This is a genomic window from Nonomuraea sp. NPDC049695, from assembly GCF_040674955.1.
Lineage (GTDB): Bacteria > Actinomycetota > Actinomycetes > Streptosporangiales > Streptosporangiaceae > Nonomuraea > Nonomuraea helvata.
This window is the reverse complement of record NZ_JBFANV010000026.1, coordinates 1-15,977: the sequence shown is the minus strand read 5'-3', so window position 1 is coordinate 15,977 and position 15,977 is coordinate 1. Positions and strand designations below refer to the sequence as shown.

Below are 15,977 nucleotides of genomic sequence, written 5' to 3'. Positions count from 1 at the left end.
CGAACACATTACCGAATGTTGTAGATCGATTACTCTGTGTTGGTGATTCCTCCGGTTTCATGGGCAATCAGCCATTCCTTCACCGGTACGCCGTAGTAGTACCCGCCATATCCCCCACTGCTGGGCAGGATCCGGTGGCACGGCACGAAGGGCGCGATCAGGTTCTGCGCGCAGGCGGACCCGGCCGCCCGTGCGGCCGTCCGGGGCAGGCCGGCCCGTTCGGCGAGCTCGGCGTACGAGACGGTGGTCCCGGCCTTGACCTCGCGCAGCGCCTGGTGGAGGCGCTTGCGGGTGGGCGTGCCCGGCTGGGAGACCGGGATCGCGTCCAGGGCGTCCAGGTCTCCGCCCAGGTACGCCTGGACCGCCGAGACTGCGGGCCCGAGATCGTCCACGACCTCCAGGCCCTCCGCCTGCAGGGCGGGCGTGAGGCGGACGAACATCTCCTTGGGGTCGGCCGTGAAGCCGGCCGCCACCAGCACCCCCTCGCGGGACAGCAGGGACAGCGGCCCCACGGGGGTCGGTACGAGCTGGGCAGCGATCATGATGAGCTCCAAAGATGCAGGGCGGCGTAGGCCCGCCAGGGCCGCCACCGCTCGATGTGGTCGTCGGGAATGCCCAGGCAGGCCATGCGCTTCCTGAGCACGAGGTCGCCCGCGGGCCACGCGTCCGGGTCGCGGAGCGCCCGCAGCGCGATGTAGCTGGCCGTCCACGGGCCGATGCCGGGGACGTCGAGCAGGGCCGCCACCGCCTCGGCGGGGTCCTGGCCGCCGTCCAGGTCGATCTGGCCGATCGCCAGGCGGTCGGCCAGGTGCTTGAGCGTGGCGATCCTGCGGTTCGTCAGGCCCAGGCCGGTGAGGTCGGTGTCGAGGAGCTCGGCGGGAGTGGGGAAGAGGGGGCCGGGGGCCTTCGCGACGATGCGGCCGAGGATGGTGCGGGCGCCGGCCACCGAGATCTGCTGACCCACGACCGCGCGTACGGCCAGCTCGAAGCCGTCGAACGCCCCCGGCACCCGCAGCCCCGGACGGGCCGCCACCAGGGGGCCGAGCGAGGTCTCGCCGAGGACCTCCGCGATGGCGCCGGGGTCGGCGTCGAGGTCGAGCAGCCGGCGGCAGCGCCCCACGATGCGGGCGAGCTGCCGCGTGTCGTCCACCACCACGTCCAGGGCTATGTGGTCGCGCCGCGGTGTGAGCGTGATCGTCCCACCGGGTACGGCCCGCGCGTACGACGTGGGGGACGCCTCCTCCAGCCCGGGGATGGCACGGGAGGCGAGGAACGCGAAGACCCCCTCCACGTCGTACGGCTCCCGCCGGTGCAGCCGGACCCGGAGCGCGGCGTCGGACACCCGGGGCCCCGCCGTCGCACGCAGCTCGCTCGGCGTGAAGCCGTACGTCTCCCGCATGGTCGCGTTGAACTGCCGGACGCTCCCGAACCCCGACGCGAACGCCACCTCGGTGACCGGCAGCCCCGTCTCCGTCAGCAGCTGCTTGGCCAGCAGCAGCCGCTTCGTCCGCGCGACCGCCAGCGGTCCGACGCCCAGCTCGGCCACGAACAGGCGGTGCAGGTGCCGCTCCGTGATGTGCAGCCGCTTGGCCAGCCCGGCGACGCCGTCGTCGTCGGCCGCCCCGTCGTCGATCAGCCGCAGCGCCCGGCCGACCAGGTCACCGCGGAAGTCCCAGCCGGGATCGCCGGGCGAGAGCTCGGGACGGCAGCGCTTGCACGGCCGGAACCCGGCGGCCTCGGCCGACGCCGCGTGCCGGTAGAAGCGCACGTTGCGGGACGAGGGTGTGCGGGCCGGGCAGATCGGGCGGCAGTAGATGCGCGTCGTCGTCACCGCCGTGTAGAAGCGCCCGTCGAACCGGGCGTCTCTGGCTGAGACGGCCCGGTAGCAGGAGTCGAAGTCGAGCTCTAGTGGTGACATGCCTCCGACAGTATGCGCTCGCCAACGGGGCCGACTGGCGGAAATCGGACCCGTACGTGACGGCTACTTGGACGAGACGCCCACCCCTAGGTCGAACTCCCGGTAGACCCTGGCCCAGAAGCCGTCACGCAGCCACACCCGGGCCTCCGGGTACGGGCGCAGCGAGTGGCCGAGCTCCTTCTCCGCCTCGATCAGCAGCTCGGTGTCGATCACGGTCGGCAGGATCGGGCCGGGCAGCAGGTCGCGGATGTTGTCGCGGCCACGGGTGAGGATCCACTTCTGTGCCACGTGCTCGCCCACGTCCTCCACGCGCGGGCGGCTCGGCCCGAGCTTGGCCACCTGGCCGGGCTTGGCGTGCGGCTTGACGGGCGCGCGCCCGGCGAAGACCTGCGCGGGCGAGGGAGCGGTGACGGGTGGAGCGACAGGGACAGGCTGGGGAGCACGGCTGAAAAAGGGCCTCAGGAAATCAGCGGAGATCACTTCTACGGTGTCGGACTCCCACACCAGGCGCTCGGCCTGGTTGGTGCCGTAAGGCGGCTCGACGCCCCACAAGTGGATGCGGACGCCGTACGCCTGCGCCGCCTCGACCGCCGGAACCATGTCCTCATCGCCCGCCAACAGGATCGTGTCGGTGACCGCATGATGCCTCGCCAGTGCCTCCAGATCACTCCTGATCTGCGCGTCCACGCCCTTCTGCTGGCCACGGGCGTTCAGGTTGCCAAGTCGCACCTTGACCCAGGGCAGCTGAGCGATGACACGCTGGTCGACGGTGGGCACGCGATCACGGGCTGCGTCATACCAATAGATCCGCAGAAGTTCGCCGGAAATACGTTCCTCTGCATGTTTCTGTAGACTCTGGATGAGCTCATCGGCGGCCACCCGATATTCCTTGCGTTCCTTCGCGGCGAGCAGCACTTCACCTGCCGCCGCGTACAGATAACCGACATCCACCAGGACGGCGTACTTGGCTGCCACAGGATGCGGCATGAGGTCTGGGATGGCCATGTCGTCCTCCAGGCCGCGGTGTTAGTTGATCGGCCGACTATATACGCCTACTTTCTCTAGATAGTCCCAACTCCCGGAGTGGTTGACACCCGTTTCCCAGGATCTATCTAGGGTAGTGCGCTCACCCGCCAAGCCGACTTCCCTGGGACGACAGGCTTACGCATACCTCTGGCTGGGTTTCGCCACGTTTGTCTTCGCGGTACTGGAGACTTCTCCGGTTCGGTCCGGGAGCCCTGTCGCGCCGCGAGTACGGCCACCAACGCCGCGATCTCCTCGGGCGTGGCGTCGCCCCGGACAATTCGCAGATCTGCCGTCATAGCGGGATGTTCCCATGCTTCTTCGGCGGGAGCGTCGCCCGCTTGTTCCTGAGCGCCCGCAGCGCCCTCACAACCTGGGATCGGGTTTCGGACGGCCGGATCACCGCGTCCACGTAGCCGCGCTCCGCCGCGATATAGGGGTTCGCCAGCGTGTCCTCGTACTCGGTGACGAGCCTCGCGCGCTCGGCCTCGGGGTCCTCGGACGCGGCCAGCTCGCGCCGGTAGAGGATGTTGACCGCGCCCTGCGCTCCCATGACCGCGATCTGGGCGGTCGGCCAGGCCAGATTGACGTCCGCGCCGAGGTGCTTGGACCCCATGACGTCGTACGCGCCGCCGTACGCCTTGCGCGTGATCACCGTGATGAGCGGCACGGTGGCCTCGGCGTAGGCGTAGAGGAGCTTGGCGCCCCGGCGGATGATTCCGTTCCATTCCTGATCGGTCCCAGGAAGGAATCCCGGCACATCCACAAATGTCAGTATAGGAATATTAAAGGCATCACATGTTCGAATAAATCTTGCTGCCTTCTCTGAAGCATTGATATCCAGACATCCCGCGAAATGCATGGGTTGGTTGGCCACGACGCCGACCGGCTGGCCGTCCACGCGGCCGTACCCCACCACGACGTTGGGCGCGAACAGGGCGTGGACCTCCAGGAACTCCCCGTCGTCCACCACGTGCTCGATCACCCGGTGCATGTCGTACGGCTGGTTCGCCGAGTCGGGGATCAGCTCGTCGAGCTCAGGGTCGGGCTCCAGGTCGGCGGCGGCCTCGAAGATCGGGGCCTCGTCCAGGTTGTTCGACGGCAGGTACGACAGCAGCGCCTTCACGTACTCCAGCGCGTCGTGCTCGTCGGCGGCCTGGTAGTGGGCCACGCCCGACTTCGTGTTGTGCGCGTGGGCCCCGCCGAGCTCCTCGAACGTGACCTCCTCGCCCGTCACCGTTTTGATCACGTCGGGCCCCGTGATGAACATGTGGGACGTCTGGTCCACCATCACGACAAAGTCGGTCAGCGCGGGGGAGTAGACGTGCCCGCCGGCCGCGGCGCCCATGATGAGCGAGATCTGCGGGATCACGCCGGACGCGTGCACGTTGCGCTTGAAGATCTCCGCGTAGAGGCCGAGCGCGACCACGCCCTCCTGGATGCGCGCGCCGCCGCCCTCGTTGATGCCGATGATCGGGCACCCGGTCTTGACCGCCATGTCGAGCACTTTGACGATCTTCTCGCCGTACACCTCGCCGAGCGAGCCGCCGAACACGGTCACGTCCTGCGAGAACACGCACACCTGCCGGCCGTCGACCGTCCCGTGCCCGGTGATGACGCCGTCGCCGTACGGCCGCCGCTTCTCCAGCCCGAACATCGTGGACCGGTGCCTGGCGAACTCGTCGAACTCCACGAACGAGCCCTCGTCCAGCAGCGCGAGCACCCGCTCCCTGGCGGTCATCTTGCCCTTGGCGTGCTGCTTGTCCACCGCGGCCGCCGAGCCCGCGTGCGCGGCCTCGTCGAGGCGCCGCTCAAGGTCGGCGATTTTCCCAGCAGTGGTGTGAATATCCGGCTGTCCCGGAATCGATTCCGCAGCTGTGCTCATGCGCGCAAGATTAGTCCTCCTCCTAGAGTTGATTCCATGACGGACGCGGTTCGCACGCAGGGGCTGTTCAAGCGGTACGGGCCGCAGGTCGCCGTGGCGGGCGTCGATCTCGTGGTCCCCGCGGGGAGTTTCACCGGGCTCGTCGGGCCCAACGGCGCGGGCAAGACCACCACGCTGAGCATGATCACCGGGTTGCTCCGTCCCGACGGCGGCTCGGCCGAGATCGACGGGTTCGACGTCTGGCGCGACCCCGTCGAGGTCAAGACCCGCATCGGCGTGCTGCCGGAGGGGCTGCGGTTGTTCGAGCGCCTGTCGGGCCGCGAGCTGCTCCTCTACAACGGCCGGCTGCGCGGCATCCCCAAGGCCGACGTCGAGCAGCGCGCGAGCGAGCTGCTGGCCGTGATGGACCTGGACGGCGCGGCCGACAAGCTGGTCGTCGACTACTCCACCGGCATGCGCAAGAAGATCGGCCTGGCCGCCGCGCTCCTGCACAACCCGTCGGTGCTCTTCCTCGACGAGCCGTTCGAGGGCGTCGACCCCGTCAGCGCCAACACGCTCACCGACGTGCTGCGGCGCTTCACCGCGTCCGGCTCGACCGTGATCTTCTCCAGTCACGTGATGGACCTGGTCGAGCGGCTGTGCGACTGGGTGTCGGTGATGAGCGCGGGCCACATCGTGGCTCAGGGGCCGCTGGCGGACGTACGCGGCGGGCGCAGCCTCAACCAGGCGTTCCTGGAGCTGGTCGGCGGCCCCCGCGGCCACGGCGAAGGCGGCCTGACCTGGCTCGGCGCCAAGCCGGGAGAGCACTGATGAGCACGATCACCCTCTTCGCTCAGCTCAAGCTCCGGTTATTGGCCGGCAACCTGCGCGGCGACGTCCAGCGCAAGCTCGGCTTCGTCTTCACCCTGATCGCCGCCGTCGGCCTGGCCGCGCTCGGCTTCCTCCTCATGAGCCTGCTCCGCCTGGCGTCCCACGACATCGCCGCGCAGCTCGTGATCATCGCGTTCACGATGTTCCTCATCAGCTGGATGATCGTGCCGCTGCTCGCGTTCGGCCTGGACGACACGCTCGACCCGGCGAAGCTGTCGCTGCTCCCGCTGCGCACGCGCGAGCTGGCGATCGGCCTGTTCACCGCGTCCGTGACCGGCGTCTGGCCGGCGGCCATGCTGATCGTCACGGCGGGCGCGCTGGTCGGCCTGGCGACGGGCGTCGGCGGCGTGCTGCTCGGGGTGCCGGCCGTGCTGCTGCAGTTCGCGCTCTGCGTGGTGACGTCGCGGCTGATCACCACCTCGCTCTCCAGCGCGCTGCGCAGCCGGCGCGGCCGCGACGTGCTGGCCGTGGCCGCGCTGCTCGTGGTGCTGCTCGCGCAGCTGCCCAACCTCGTGATGAACCGGGGGCTCGGCGACCCGGCGGCGATGATGGCCGGTGTGGCGGCCGTGTTCAGGTGGACCCCGCCGGGCATGGCCGCGCACGCGATGGCGGACGGCGGCCTGGTCGGGCTGGCCGAGCTGGCGTTCGTCGCCGTGGTCGTGGTGGTGCTCGGCTGGCTGTGGATCAAGGCGCTGGGCAGGGCCCTGGTCACGCCCGACGTCTCCACCCAGGGCGCGTCCGTACGCAGGGAGAGCGGTCTGACCGACCGGCTCCTGCCGGACGGGCCGCTGGCGGCCGTGGTGACCAAGGAGCTGAAGTACATCAGGCGCGAGCCCAGGGCCCGCGTCGGCTGGTTCAGCGCGGTCGTGGTGACCGCCGTGCTGGCGTTCTCGTTCACCAGGAACAGCGGGAGCGGGGAGGGGGCGCCGATCGTGCTCACCTCCGTCGGCGCCCTGATGATCGCGTTGCAGTCGGGCAACGCGTTCGGCATCGACGGCCGCTCGCTGTGGATGAACGCCGTGGCGTTCGGCTCCGAGCGCGGCCTGGCCATCGACCTGGCCGGGCGCCACCTGGCCAACGCGCTGATCGCCGGGCCGCTGCTCGCCGTGATCGCGGTGGCCGTCGGCCTGTTCACCGGCCATCCCGGCATGATCGTCCCGGCTGCGCTGGCCGGATGGGGCGCGCTGGGGGTCGGGTTCGGCGTCGGCTCGGTGACCAGCGTGGTGCTGCCGTACACCGTGCCCGAGCGGATGAACGCCTTCAGCGGCGCCGCGCCCGGGCAGGGCGGGCAGGCACTCGCCTCGTCCTTGGGCGCGATGACCGGCATAGCTCTGCTGTCGCTGCCGTTCGTGGTGCCGCTGGTGCTCGGCTGGTTCTGGGTGTGCGCGGTGGCGCCGTTCTACGGGCTGCTGGCCGAGGCGCTCGGCAGGCGGCTGGCCGCCAGGATCGGGTACGCCAGGCTCCCCGAGCTGGTGGGAGCCGTGTCAAAGGCTTCTTGAGTAGTGGTCTAGTCCAATTGGCGAGACCGGTCTACGGCTTCCCCGAACGAGTCGATACCCTTCAAAACATGATTGACCAGGGGCTCGAGCGTCGCAGCGCCGCCGTTACCGAGATGCCGGACGAGCTACGCCATGATGTGCGCCTGCTGGGCAAACTGCTCGGCCAGGTGCTCGCCGAACAGGGCGGTGAGGACCTGCTGGCAGACGTCGAACGTCTGCGCAAGGCCGTCATCACAGCACGCAGAGGCGAGATCTCCGCCGACGAGATCACCGCCATGGTCGAAGGATGGGAGATCGAGCGGGCGGTGGCCGTCGCCCGCGCGTTCACCTGCTATTTCCACCTAGCCAACCTCGCCGAGGAGCACTACCGCATCCGCACGCTGCGCGAGCGTGATGCCGAGGGCAAGGTGCAGCGCGAGTCGCTGGCCCAGGCCGTGCAGCAGCTGGGCCACGAGCGCGTCACCGAGCTGCTGGAGGGCCTGGAGCTGCACCCGGTGCTCACCGCGCACCCCACCGAGGCACGCAGGCGCGCGGTCGTGACCGCCATCCAGCGCATCAGCGGCCAGCTCACCGAGTACAACGCACCAGGCCGGGGCGCCTCCGAGCGCTCCGAGAGCAAGCGCCGCCTGCTGGAGGAGATCGACCTCCTGTGGCGCACGGCCCAGCTCCGCTCGACCAAGCTCGACCCGCTCGACGAGGTACGCACGGCCATGGCGGCCTTCGACGAGACGTTGTTCCGCATGGTGCCCCAGGTCTACCGCTCGCTGGACGCCGCGCTCGACGAGCACACCGGCACCCGCCCGCCGCAGGCCAGGCCCTTCATCCGGTACGGCAGCTGGATCGGCGGCGACCGCGACGGCAACCCCAACGTCACGGCCAGGGTGACCCGCGAGACCATCCAGATCCAGTCCGAGCACGTGCTGTCGGCCCTTGAGACCGCCTGCGCGCGCATCGCCCGCACGCTGACCGCCTCCGTCCAGCTCGCCCCGCCGTCGTCCGGGCTGAAGTCGGCGCTGGCCGCGGCCGTGGACGCCTACCCCGACGTGGTCTCCGAGCTGGCCACCCGCTCGCCGCGCGAGCCGCACCGGCAGTGGCTGCTGTTCGTGGCCACGCGCATCGCCGCCACCCGCCGCCGCGACCTCGACCTCGCCTACCGCTCGCCCGCCGAGCTGCTGGCCGATCTCCGCCTGGTGCAGGAGTCGCTGGCCGGCTCCGCGCCGCGGCAGGCGTACGGGGAGCTGCAGCACCTCATCTGGCAGGTGGAGACGTTCGGCTTCCACCTGGCAGAGCTGGAGGTGCGCCAGCACTCCCAGGTGCACGCGGCGGCCCTGGAGGAGGTCAGGGCCGGCGGCGAGCTGTCGGAGCGCACCGAGGAGGTGCTGGCCACGATCCGGGTGATCGCCTGGATCCAGGAGCGGTTCGGCGTCACGGCCTGCTCCCGGTACGTGGTCTCGTTCACCCGCTCGGCCGACGACATCGCGGCCGTCTACGAGCTGGCCAGGCACGCGCTCGGCGACCGGGCTCCCGTGCTCGACGTGGTGCCGCTGTTCGAGTCGGGCCAGGACCTCGCCAATTCGCCACTCGTGCTGACCGGCATGCTCGAGATCCCGGAGGTGCAGGCACGGCTGGCGACCACGGGGCGGCGCATGGAGATCATGCTGGGCTACTCCGACTCGGCCAAGGAGCTCGGTCCCGCCGCCGCCACGCTCCGGCTCTACGAGGCGCAGGAGGAGCTGACCGCCTGGGCGGCCAAGCACGAGGTGAAGCTGCGCATGTTCCACGGCCGCGGCGGCGCGCTCGGGCGCGGCGGCGGCCCGGCCAACCGCGCGGTGCTGGCCCAGGCGCCCGGCTCGGTCGCGGGCCGGTTCAAGGTCACCGAGCAGGGCGAGGTCATCTTCGCCCGCTACGGCCACATCGCGATCGCCCGCCGCCACATGGAGCAGGTGGCCAACGCCGTGCTGCTGGCCTCCTCGCCTACCGTCGGCGACCGTACGGCGGCCGCCGCCGAGCGCTTCCGCGGCCTGGCCGAGCAGGTGGCCACGGCGTCGGAGCAGGCGTACCGCGCGCTGACCGAGGCTCCTGGCTTCCCCGAGTGGTTCGGGCTGGTCAGCCCGCTGGAGGAGATCGGCACGCTCCGCCTGGGCTCGCGCCCCGCGCGCCGCGGCCTCGGCGCGCCCCGCTCGCTCGACGACCTGCGGGCGATCCCGTGGGTGTTCGCGTGGGCGCAGACGAGGGTCAACCTGCCCGGCTGGTACGGCCTCGGCACCGGCCTGGCCTCGATCGGCTCTCTTGACGAGCTGCGGGCGGCGTACGCGGAGTGGCCGCTGTTCAACGCGATGCTCGACAACGCGGAGATGTCGCTGGCCAAGACCGACCGCTCGATCGCCAAGCGCTACCTGGCGCTCGGCGGCCGGGAGGACTTCAGCCGGCAGGTGCTGGAGGAGTACGACAGGACCCGCGAGCTGGTGCTGCAAGTCACGGGCCACACGCGGCTGCTGGAGAACCGCAAGGTGCTCTCGCGCGCCGTCCAGCTCCGCGACCCGTACGTGGACGCGCTGTCGCACCTGCAGCTGCGGGCCCTGCGCGCGCTGCGCACCGGGAACCCGTCTGAGCAGGAGCGCGAGCGCCTGTCCACGCTCCTGCTGCTGTCGGTCAACGGCGTCGCGGCGGGCCTCCAGAACACCGGCTGACCCGTCCCAGCCGCGGCCCTGGCGGCGCCGCGACCGACCTGCGGCGCCGCCACCCTCCCCAAGGGACCCCAGCCGAAGTGCGGTGGGTCGCGAAGGAGCAGGGGGAAGGGGTACTAGCCGAGGCCCTTGAAGAAGGCGACGATGTCGGACGCGACGACCTCGGGCGCGGTGTGCGCGGCGTAGTGCCCGTGCACCGGGGCCGGCAGCGTCTTCCACGACACGATGTTGGCGTGGTCGCGCTCGGCGAAGCGGCGGATCGACTTGAAGTCGCCCTCGCTCATCGCCAGTGCTGTCGGCACGGTGGTGGGCTCCTTGGGCTGCTCCATGCGGGCGTTCTCCCAGTACTGCCGGATCGCCGACCCCGCCGTCCCGGTGAACCAGTGGATCGAGGTGTTGGTCAGGACGAAGTCGTCGTCCAGGTCCTCGTCGAAGAGCTGGGCGAGCCAGCCGAGCAGCCCTGCGGGGGAGTCGGCGATGGCGTGGGCGAGGGTCTGCGGCTGCTGGGAGTGCAGCACGTTGAAGGCGCCCTTCTCCTTCCAGAACCAGTCGAGCACGGCCAGCCCCGCCTGGTCCTCCTCGCTCAGGTCCGCGAACTCGGCCGGGTCGCCCGACGGGAACGAGAACAGCTGGGTGACGTGCACGCCCACGACATGGTCCGGGTCGAACCTGCCGACCTCGGGCGAGATCATCGAGCCGCCGTCGTTCCCTACCGCGCCGTAGCGCTCGTAGCCCAGCCGGGCCATCAGCTCGGCCCACGCCCTGGCGATGCGCTGGTTGTTCCACCCCAGCTCGTGCGTGGGGCCGGAGAAGGCGTAGCCGGGCACCGACGGAATGACCAGGTGGAAGTGGCGCGACAGGGGCTCGATGGCGTCGAGGTACTCGACGACGGTGCCGGGCCAGCCGTGGGTGAGGATCAGCGCCAGGGCGTCGGGGTTCTCGTTGCGAACGTGGATGAAGTGGATGTTCTGCCCGTCGATCTCCGTGGTGAACTGCGGGTACGCGTTGAGCCTGGCCTCCTGCGCCCGCCAGTCGAACCCGTCGCGCCAGTAGCCGACCAGGCGCTTCACCCGCTCGACGCTGACGCCCTGGTCGGCGCCGGCGATCTCGTCCGTGAAGCGGGTCAGGGCGAGGCGGGCCCGGAGGTCATCGAGGTCGGTCTGCGGGATCTCGATGCGGAAGGGGCGGATGCTCACGGCAAGCTCCTCTTTCGAAGCAGGGGAACGGTTCGTTCTGTTCCAAGAATAGCAGAACGGAACGATTCATTCCACAAAAATCCTCTCCGCGCCCGCATAGACGTTGCAGCGCTCGCCCCGCAGGAAACCCACCAGCGTCATGCCGAACTCCCTGGCCAGGTCGACCGCCAGTGACGACGGCGCCGACACGGCGCACACCACCGGGATGCCCGCCGCCAGAGCCTTCTGCATGATCTCGTAGCTGGTCCTGCCGCTGACCATGAGCACGTGCTCGGCCAGCGGCAGCCGTTCGCTCAGCGCCGCCCAGCCGGTCAGTTTGTCCACGGCGTTGTGCCGCCCCACGTCCTCCCGCAGCGCCACCAGCTCCCCGGCAGCGGAGAACAGCCCGGCCGCGTGTAGCCCACCCGTCTTGCCGAACCCGCCCTGCGCCTTCCTCAGCCGGTCGGGGAGGGCGTACAGGAGCTCGGGGGTGAGCTTCAGCAGGCCCCTGGGGACCGGCTCGCAGCGGTCGTGCAGCACTTCGAGGCCGGCCGAGCCGCAGACGCCGCAGGCGCTCGAGGTGAGGAAGTGGCGGTCGAGGGCGGGCAGGTCGGGGATGGGGCCGTGCAGGCGCACCGTCACGGTGTTGTAGCGGGCCTCGGGCGGGACGTCCTCGTCGACGCAGTACGCGATGGCCGCGATCCCGCCGGGGCCGACCAGGCCCTCGCCGTGCAGGAACCCGGCGGCCAGCTCGAAGTCGTGCCCAGGGGTGCGCATGGTGATGGCCACGGTCTTGCGCGTGCCGTCGGCGGCGGTGAGGCGGATCTCCAGCGGCTCCTCCGTGGCCAGGTCGTCGCGGCGGTCCCTGGCGGTGGAGCCGGAGAGCTCGGTGATCCTGACGCGGCTGGTGGCTCCCGGGCGCGTCTTCACAGCGGCCGCACAGTGACGAGGGCGTTGTAGTCGGGGATCCGCGCGTCGGGCGAGCGGCGGGCCTCGTCCAGCAGGACGTTGCCCTCGGGCCAGTGGATCTGCAGGTTGCCCGGCATCAGCGGGGCCCGCAGGACCTTGCCCCGGTAGGCACGCTCGCCGGAGCGCAGCTCGACGGGGGCGCCGTCGGGCAGGCCGAGGCGGTCGGCGTCGTACTCGCTCATCAGCACGGCCTCGCGCGGCGCGCCGTTGAAGCCGTCGAGGCGCTCGTGGACCATGCTGTTGAACTGCTTGCCGCGCCTGGTCGCCACCATGAACGCGCCGTCGGGGCGCTCCAGCGCGGGCAGCCCGACAGCGGAGAACCTGCCCAGCCCGTCGGGGGTCTGGAAGCGGCCGTCGGCGAAGAGGTGGCGCCCGCCGTACTGGACGTTGTCGCCGAACCTCCGCAGGCCGGCGATGCCCCGGTAGAAGGGGACCGCCTGTTCGATCTCGGCGCGGATCTGCGGGGTGCCGGTAAAGCCAATTTTTGCCGAAATTTCGGGACGTGTGCGGGCGGCCAGCTCCGTGAAGATCTTCCACTCCGGCCACGCCTCGCCGATCCGCGGCCCCTCGACCTCGGGGGAGAAGATGACCCGCCGCTCGGTGGAGGTCTCGGTCACGCCGCCGACCATCTCGTAGCGGGTCTGCGCGGGCAGCAGCAGCACGTCGCCCTCGCCCGGCACCAGCATCTGCGACGACAGCACGATGTCGATGTGCACCCGGAGCCTGAGGCGCGACAGGGCCTCGCGGCAGTAGGCCGGGTCGGGCAGGACCTCCAGGAAGTTGCCGCCGCTCGACACCAGCGCGTCGAGGTCGCCGCTGTGGGCGGCGTCGATCATGTCGGTCGCGGTCAGGCCGGGCGTGTCCGGGACCTCAAATCCCCACATATCAGTAAATTTCGTGGCATTTTCTGGCGTGATCGGCAGGCCGCCGGGCAGCCCGGTCGCGTACGCGCCCATCTCCGCCCCGCCCTGCACGCCGCTGTGCCCCCTGATCGGCATCAGCCCGCACTTGTCGCGCCCCACGAAGCCCCTGGCCAGCGCCAGGTTCACGATCGAGCGGACGTTGTCCTCGCCGTACGTGTGCTGCGTGATGCCCATCGACCACACCAGCACCGCCGACTTCGCCTCGCCCAGCAGCCTGGCCAGGCGGTACATGTCGTCCCTGGACGCCCCCGACAGCGCCTCCAGCTCCTCCCACGACTGGCCCGCGAGCTCGGCGCGCAGCTCCTCGAAGCCGGTCGTCCGCCGGTCGACGAACTCCTTGTCCACCCAGTCGTTCTCGATCAGGTGCTTGAGCACGCCGTTGAGGAAGCCGATGTCCCCGCCCACGTTCACGCCGAAGAACGCATCGGTGATCTTCGTGCCGAACAGGGCCGACTCGGCGTTCGACGGCACCCAGTACTTGTCCATGCCGGGCTCGCGGTAGGCGTTGACCATCGCGATCCGCGTGCCCGCCTTCTTGGCGTGGTAGAGGTACTTCATCGCGACCGGCTGGTTGTTCGACGGGTTCGAGCCGATGAACACGATCAGGTCGGAGCCGATCCAGTCGGCGTACGAGCAGGTGGTGGCCGCGGCGCCGATGGTCTGCTTCAGCGCCACTGTCGAGGGCGAGTGGCAGATCCTGGCGGCGTTGTCGATGCTGTTGGTGCCGAGCGCGCGCACGGCCTTCTGGGCGGCGTAGTAGTTCTCGTTCGGCATGCCGCGGCTGGTCAGATAGGCGCCGAAGCGCGCCTCACGCAGGCCGTCGGCGGCGACGCGCAGCGCCTCGTCCCAGCTGATCCGGGCGAAGCCGGGCTCGCCCCGCCTGCGGAGCATCGGGTACGGCAGCCGCCCCAGCTCGCGGAGCTCGGCGCTCTTCTTGCCCGCGAGCCCCGAGACGTCGCTCAAAAGGGATGTGTCCAGGGCGGGCATGGTGTTCAGGGGCAGCAGCCGCAGCCGGATGTTGCACAGATGGATCTCGTCCATCGTCCAGTCACGCATGCCCTGGGTGCCCAGCGCGCACCCGTCGCAGGTGCCCTGGTTGAGTATCCGCCAGGCATAGCGCCGGTTGCCCTTGACCGACTTGAACGCCTTCCAGAGCTCCAGGTAGTTGTTCGGCTTGCGCAACCCGATGCCGAACGGCCGCCAGGAGGCCCAGTTGCGCGGATCCAAAGGCTTGCTCATCTCTCCATCCTCCTCTTGCCTGCCAAGATAGGGGGATGTCCGGCTCACGCTATTCCGACCTCGAACGCCCGCCGCTCTCCGAGGCCGCGCTCAACCGCGCGCTCGTGCGGCCCGGCTCCCTGTGGACGGGCGTCACCGTCGTGGAGAGCACCGGCTCCACCAACGCCGACCTCGCCGCGTCCGCCTCCGGCGGCGCAGGGGAGGGGACGGTGCTGGTGGCGGAGTCGCAGCTAGCGGGCCGCGGCCGGCTCGGGCGCAGCTGGTCGGCGCCGCCGCGTTCGGGCCTGACGTTCTCGATCCTGCTCAGGCCGCGGCCGCCGATCGCCACGCAGGGCTGGCTGCCCCTCCTGTACGGCGTCGCCGCCGCCTCGGCGGTGCGCCACGTGGCAGAGGTGGACGTGCGGCTCAAATGGCCCAACGACCTGCTGATCGGCGAGCGCAAGCTGGCCGGCATCCTGGCCGAGCGGGCCGACGACGCCGTCGTCATCGGCATGGGGCTGAACGTGTCGCTGACGCGGGAGGAGCTGCCCACCGAGACGGCCACGTCACTGGCCGTCGAGAAGGCCGCGTGCGTCGACCGGGACCCGCTGCTCAGGGCCGTGCTCAGGGAGATCGAGAACCACTACAGGGAGTGGACGGCGGCCGATGGCGACCCGGAGGCGTCGGGGCTGCGCTCGGCGTACCTGGCGGTCAGCGCCACGATCGGGCGGCGGGTCAGGGTGGAGCTGCCCAACGAGCAGGCGCTGACCGGACTCGCCACGGGGATCGACCTGTCCGGGCATCTGCAGGTGGAGTCGGAGGGCGAGCGCTACACGCTGAGCGCTGGAGATGTCGTACATGTAAGGACGGCGGAATGAACGTGGCCGCCGGGCGGCGATGGTGGGACGATTTGGGCCATGACCCTTCCCGACCACCATCTGACGCAGGGTGAGCAGCGCGTCAGATCCTTCCACCCCCACTGGAAGCGGCTCATCGGCCCCTTCTTCGCGCTGATCCTCGTCGTCGGGGCAGTCGGCGCGGCGCTGTTCCTCATCCCCGGCGAGTGGGAGTACGCCTTCTACGCCAGGATCGCCGCCGTCGTCATCGGCCTCGTCCTGCTGACGATCTACACGCTCGTGCCGTACCTGCGCTGGGTGAACACCGGCTACGTGCTCACCACCCACCGCTTCACGATCAGCATGGGCGTGCTCAACAAGTCGACCGACGAGATCCCGATCGCCAAGGTCAACACGGTCAGCTCCGACCAGACGTTCCCCGAACGCCTGCTCGGCTGCGGCACGCTGACCGTCGAGTCCGCGGGCGACCGGGGCGAGATCGTGCTGCGTGACATCCCGAGGATCCAGGACGTCCGTACCGACCTGTTCAGGCTCGTCGAGGACGCCTCCGACGGCGACATCGACGGCCGCTGACAGGTGAGCAGCCCGAGCCGCGGCAGGCCGACCGCCGAGGAGATCGAGCGGTTGCTCGTCGGCGCGTCGCCCCGCTTCACCACAACCTCCGGCAGAAGCTCGGGTCCTTAGGGCCGGGAGGAATCTGGGCCTCCTGCGAAGCAGGACGGGGACAGCCGGATCGCCGCCAAGGCGATCGGGCTTCAACCTTGCGATGAACGGGAGGACACCGGCCGTAAGTGGGCCAAACGGGTCGTGCGCGATCATGACGCGCTCGCGGTGGAAGACTTCAAACCGAAGTTCCTGGCCAAGTCGACCATGGCGCGCAAGGCTGCCGACGCGGCCATCGGCGCCACCAAGCGCGCCCTCATCGAGATGGGCCGCAAGCACGGCCGGGACGT

13 protein-coding genes are annotated in these 15,977 nt (G+C 70.2%); 5 read left to right on the top strand and 8 right to left on the bottom strand.

What is annotated here, in order from left to right; all coding sequences use genetic code 11:
• Positions 1 to 29: 29 nt before the first annotated feature.
• The 5 genes from AB0J64_RS22930 to AB0J64_RS22910 all read right to left on the bottom strand — a co-directional run bounded on the left by AB0J64_RS22930 (position 30) and on the right by AB0J64_RS22910 (position 4,826).
• The gene (locus tag AB0J64_RS22930) at positions 30 to 542 is read right to left on the bottom strand and encodes a methylated-DNA--[protein]-cysteine S-methyltransferase (protein WP_364029966.1); all 513 of its coding nucleotides are present in this window, start codon (positions 540 to 542) and stop codon (positions 30 to 32) included.
• Positions 539 to 1,918: an Ada metal-binding domain-containing protein gene (locus AB0J64_RS22925; protein ID WP_344996911.1), complete on the bottom strand. Its 1,380-nt coding sequence runs from the start codon at positions 1,916 to 1,918 to the stop codon at positions 539 to 541. The genes AB0J64_RS22930 and AB0J64_RS22925 overlap by 4 nt, the downstream gene beginning before the upstream one ends.
• Before the next feature lie 63 nt (positions 1,919 to 1,981).
• Positions 1,982 to 2,923: an NYN domain-containing protein gene (locus AB0J64_RS22920; RefSeq protein ID WP_364029963.1), complete on the bottom strand. Its 942-nt coding sequence runs from the start codon at positions 2,921 to 2,923 to the stop codon at positions 1,982 to 1,984.
• Positions 2,924 to 3,030: 107 nt separating this feature from the next.
• Complete coding sequence (locus AB0J64_RS22915) at positions 3,031 to 3,240, bottom strand: acyl-CoA carboxylase subunit epsilon (protein ID WP_364029960.1); 210 nt, start codon at positions 3,238 to 3,240, stop codon at positions 3,031 to 3,033.
• A complete protein-coding gene (locus tag AB0J64_RS22910; protein WP_364029957.1) occupies positions 3,237 to 4,826 on the bottom strand; it encodes an acyl-CoA carboxylase subunit beta in 1,590 nt (529 codons plus the stop codon). Before AB0J64_RS22910 ends, AB0J64_RS22915 begins: the two co-directional genes overlap by 4 nt.
• Positions 4,827 to 4,862: 36 nt before the next feature.
• Between AB0J64_RS22910 and AB0J64_RS22905 the strand changes: the two genes are divergently transcribed.
• The 3 genes from AB0J64_RS22905 to AB0J64_RS22895 all read left to right on the top strand — a co-directional run bounded on the left by AB0J64_RS22905 (position 4,863) and on the right by AB0J64_RS22895 (position 9,885).
• Complete coding sequence (locus AB0J64_RS22905; protein WP_364029954.1) at positions 4,863 to 5,636, top strand: ABC transporter ATP-binding protein; 774 nt, start codon at positions 4,863 to 4,865, stop codon at positions 5,634 to 5,636.
• Positions 5,636 to 7,195 (top strand): hypothetical protein, encoded by a 1,560-nt coding sequence (locus AB0J64_RS22900; protein ID WP_364029951.1) that lies wholly within the window; start codon positions 5,636 to 5,638, stop codon positions 7,193 to 7,195. The genes AB0J64_RS22905 and AB0J64_RS22900 overlap by 1 nt, the downstream gene beginning before the upstream one ends.
• 68 nt (positions 7,196 to 7,263) lie before the next feature.
• Positions 7,264 to 9,885 (top strand): phosphoenolpyruvate carboxylase, encoded by a 2,622-nt coding sequence (locus tag AB0J64_RS22895; RefSeq protein ID WP_364029948.1) that lies wholly within the window; start codon positions 7,264 to 7,266, stop codon positions 9,883 to 9,885.
• A 113-nt stretch (positions 9,886 to 9,998) separates the two neighbouring features.
• On the opposite strand, the gene AB0J64_RS22890 is transcribed toward AB0J64_RS22895, so the two are convergent.
• From AB0J64_RS22890 to AB0J64_RS22880, 3 genes are all read right to left on the bottom strand, one after another.
• On the bottom strand, positions 9,999 to 11,078 hold the full coding sequence (locus AB0J64_RS22890; protein ID WP_364029945.1) for an epoxide hydrolase family protein: 1,080 nt from the start codon (positions 11,076 to 11,078) through the stop codon (positions 9,999 to 10,001).
• A gap of 66 nt (positions 11,079 to 11,144) precedes the next feature.
• A complete protein-coding gene (fdhD, locus tag AB0J64_RS22885; RefSeq protein WP_364029942.1) occupies positions 11,145 to 11,987 on the bottom strand; it encodes a formate dehydrogenase accessory sulfurtransferase FdhD in 843 nt (280 codons plus the stop codon).
• Positions 11,984 to 14,188, bottom strand: a complete 2,205-nt coding sequence (locus AB0J64_RS22880; protein WP_364029939.1) for an FdhF/YdeP family oxidoreductase — start codon at positions 14,186 to 14,188, stop codon at positions 11,984 to 11,986. The genes fdhD and AB0J64_RS22880 overlap by 4 nt, the downstream gene beginning before the upstream one ends.
• 35 nt (positions 14,189 to 14,223) lie before the next feature.
• Here AB0J64_RS22880 and AB0J64_RS22875 point away from each other — a divergent pair, with 35 nt between their 5' ends.
• Together AB0J64_RS22875 and AB0J64_RS22870 are read left to right on the top strand one after the other, a co-directional pair.
• On the top strand, positions 14,224 to 15,045 hold the full coding sequence (locus tag AB0J64_RS22875; RefSeq protein WP_364029936.1) for a biotin--[acetyl-CoA-carboxylase] ligase: 822 nt from the start codon (positions 14,224 to 14,226) through the stop codon (positions 15,043 to 15,045).
• A gap of 39 nt (positions 15,046 to 15,084) precedes the next feature.
• A complete protein-coding gene (locus AB0J64_RS22870; protein ID WP_364029933.1) occupies positions 15,085 to 15,597 on the top strand; it encodes a PH domain-containing protein in 513 nt (170 codons plus the stop codon).
• The last annotated feature ends 380 nt before the right edge of the window (positions 15,598 to 15,977 follow it).

Excerpts from the sequence above, each read along its gene's own strand:
- AB0J64_RS22900 (WP_364029951.1), top strand. The coding sequence starts at position 5,636 with ATGAGCACGATCACCCTCTTCGCTCAGCTCAAGCTCCGGTTATTGGCC.
- AB0J64_RS22905 (WP_364029954.1), top strand. The coding sequence starts at position 4,863 with ATGACGGACGCGGTTCGCACGCAGGGGCTGTTCAAGCGGTACGGGCCG.
- AB0J64_RS22875 (WP_364029936.1), top strand. The coding sequence starts at position 14,224 with ATGTCCGGCTCACGCTATTCCGACCTCGAACGCCCGCCGCTCTCCGAG.
- AB0J64_RS22915 (WP_364029960.1), bottom strand. The coding sequence starts at position 3,240 with ATGACGGCAGATCTGCGAATTGTCCGGGGCGACGCCACGCCCGAGGAG.
- AB0J64_RS22895 (WP_364029948.1), top strand. The coding sequence starts at position 7,264 with ATGATTGACCAGGGGCTCGAGCGTCGCAGCGCCGCCGTTACCGAGATG.
- AB0J64_RS22910 (WP_364029957.1), bottom strand. The coding sequence starts at position 4,826 with ATGAGCACAGCTGCGGAATCGATTCCGGGACAGCCGGATATTCACACC.
- AB0J64_RS22925 (WP_344996911.1), bottom strand. The coding sequence starts at position 1,918 with ATGTCACCACTAGAGCTCGACTTCGACTCCTGCTACCGGGCCGTCTCA.
- AB0J64_RS22930 (WP_364029966.1), bottom strand. The coding sequence starts at position 542 with ATGATCGCTGCCCAGCTCGTACCGACCCCCGTGGGGCCGCTGTCCCTG.
- AB0J64_RS22880 (WP_364029939.1), bottom strand. The coding sequence starts at position 14,188 with ATGAGCAAGCCTTTGGATCCGCGCAACTGGGCCTCCTGGCGGCCGTTC.
- AB0J64_RS22920 (WP_364029963.1), bottom strand. The coding sequence starts at position 2,923 with ATGGCCATCCCAGACCTCATGCCGCATCCTGTGGCAGCCAAGTACGCC.
- AB0J64_RS22870 (WP_364029933.1), top strand. The coding sequence starts at position 15,085 with ATGACCCTTCCCGACCACCATCTGACGCAGGGTGAGCAGCGCGTCAGA.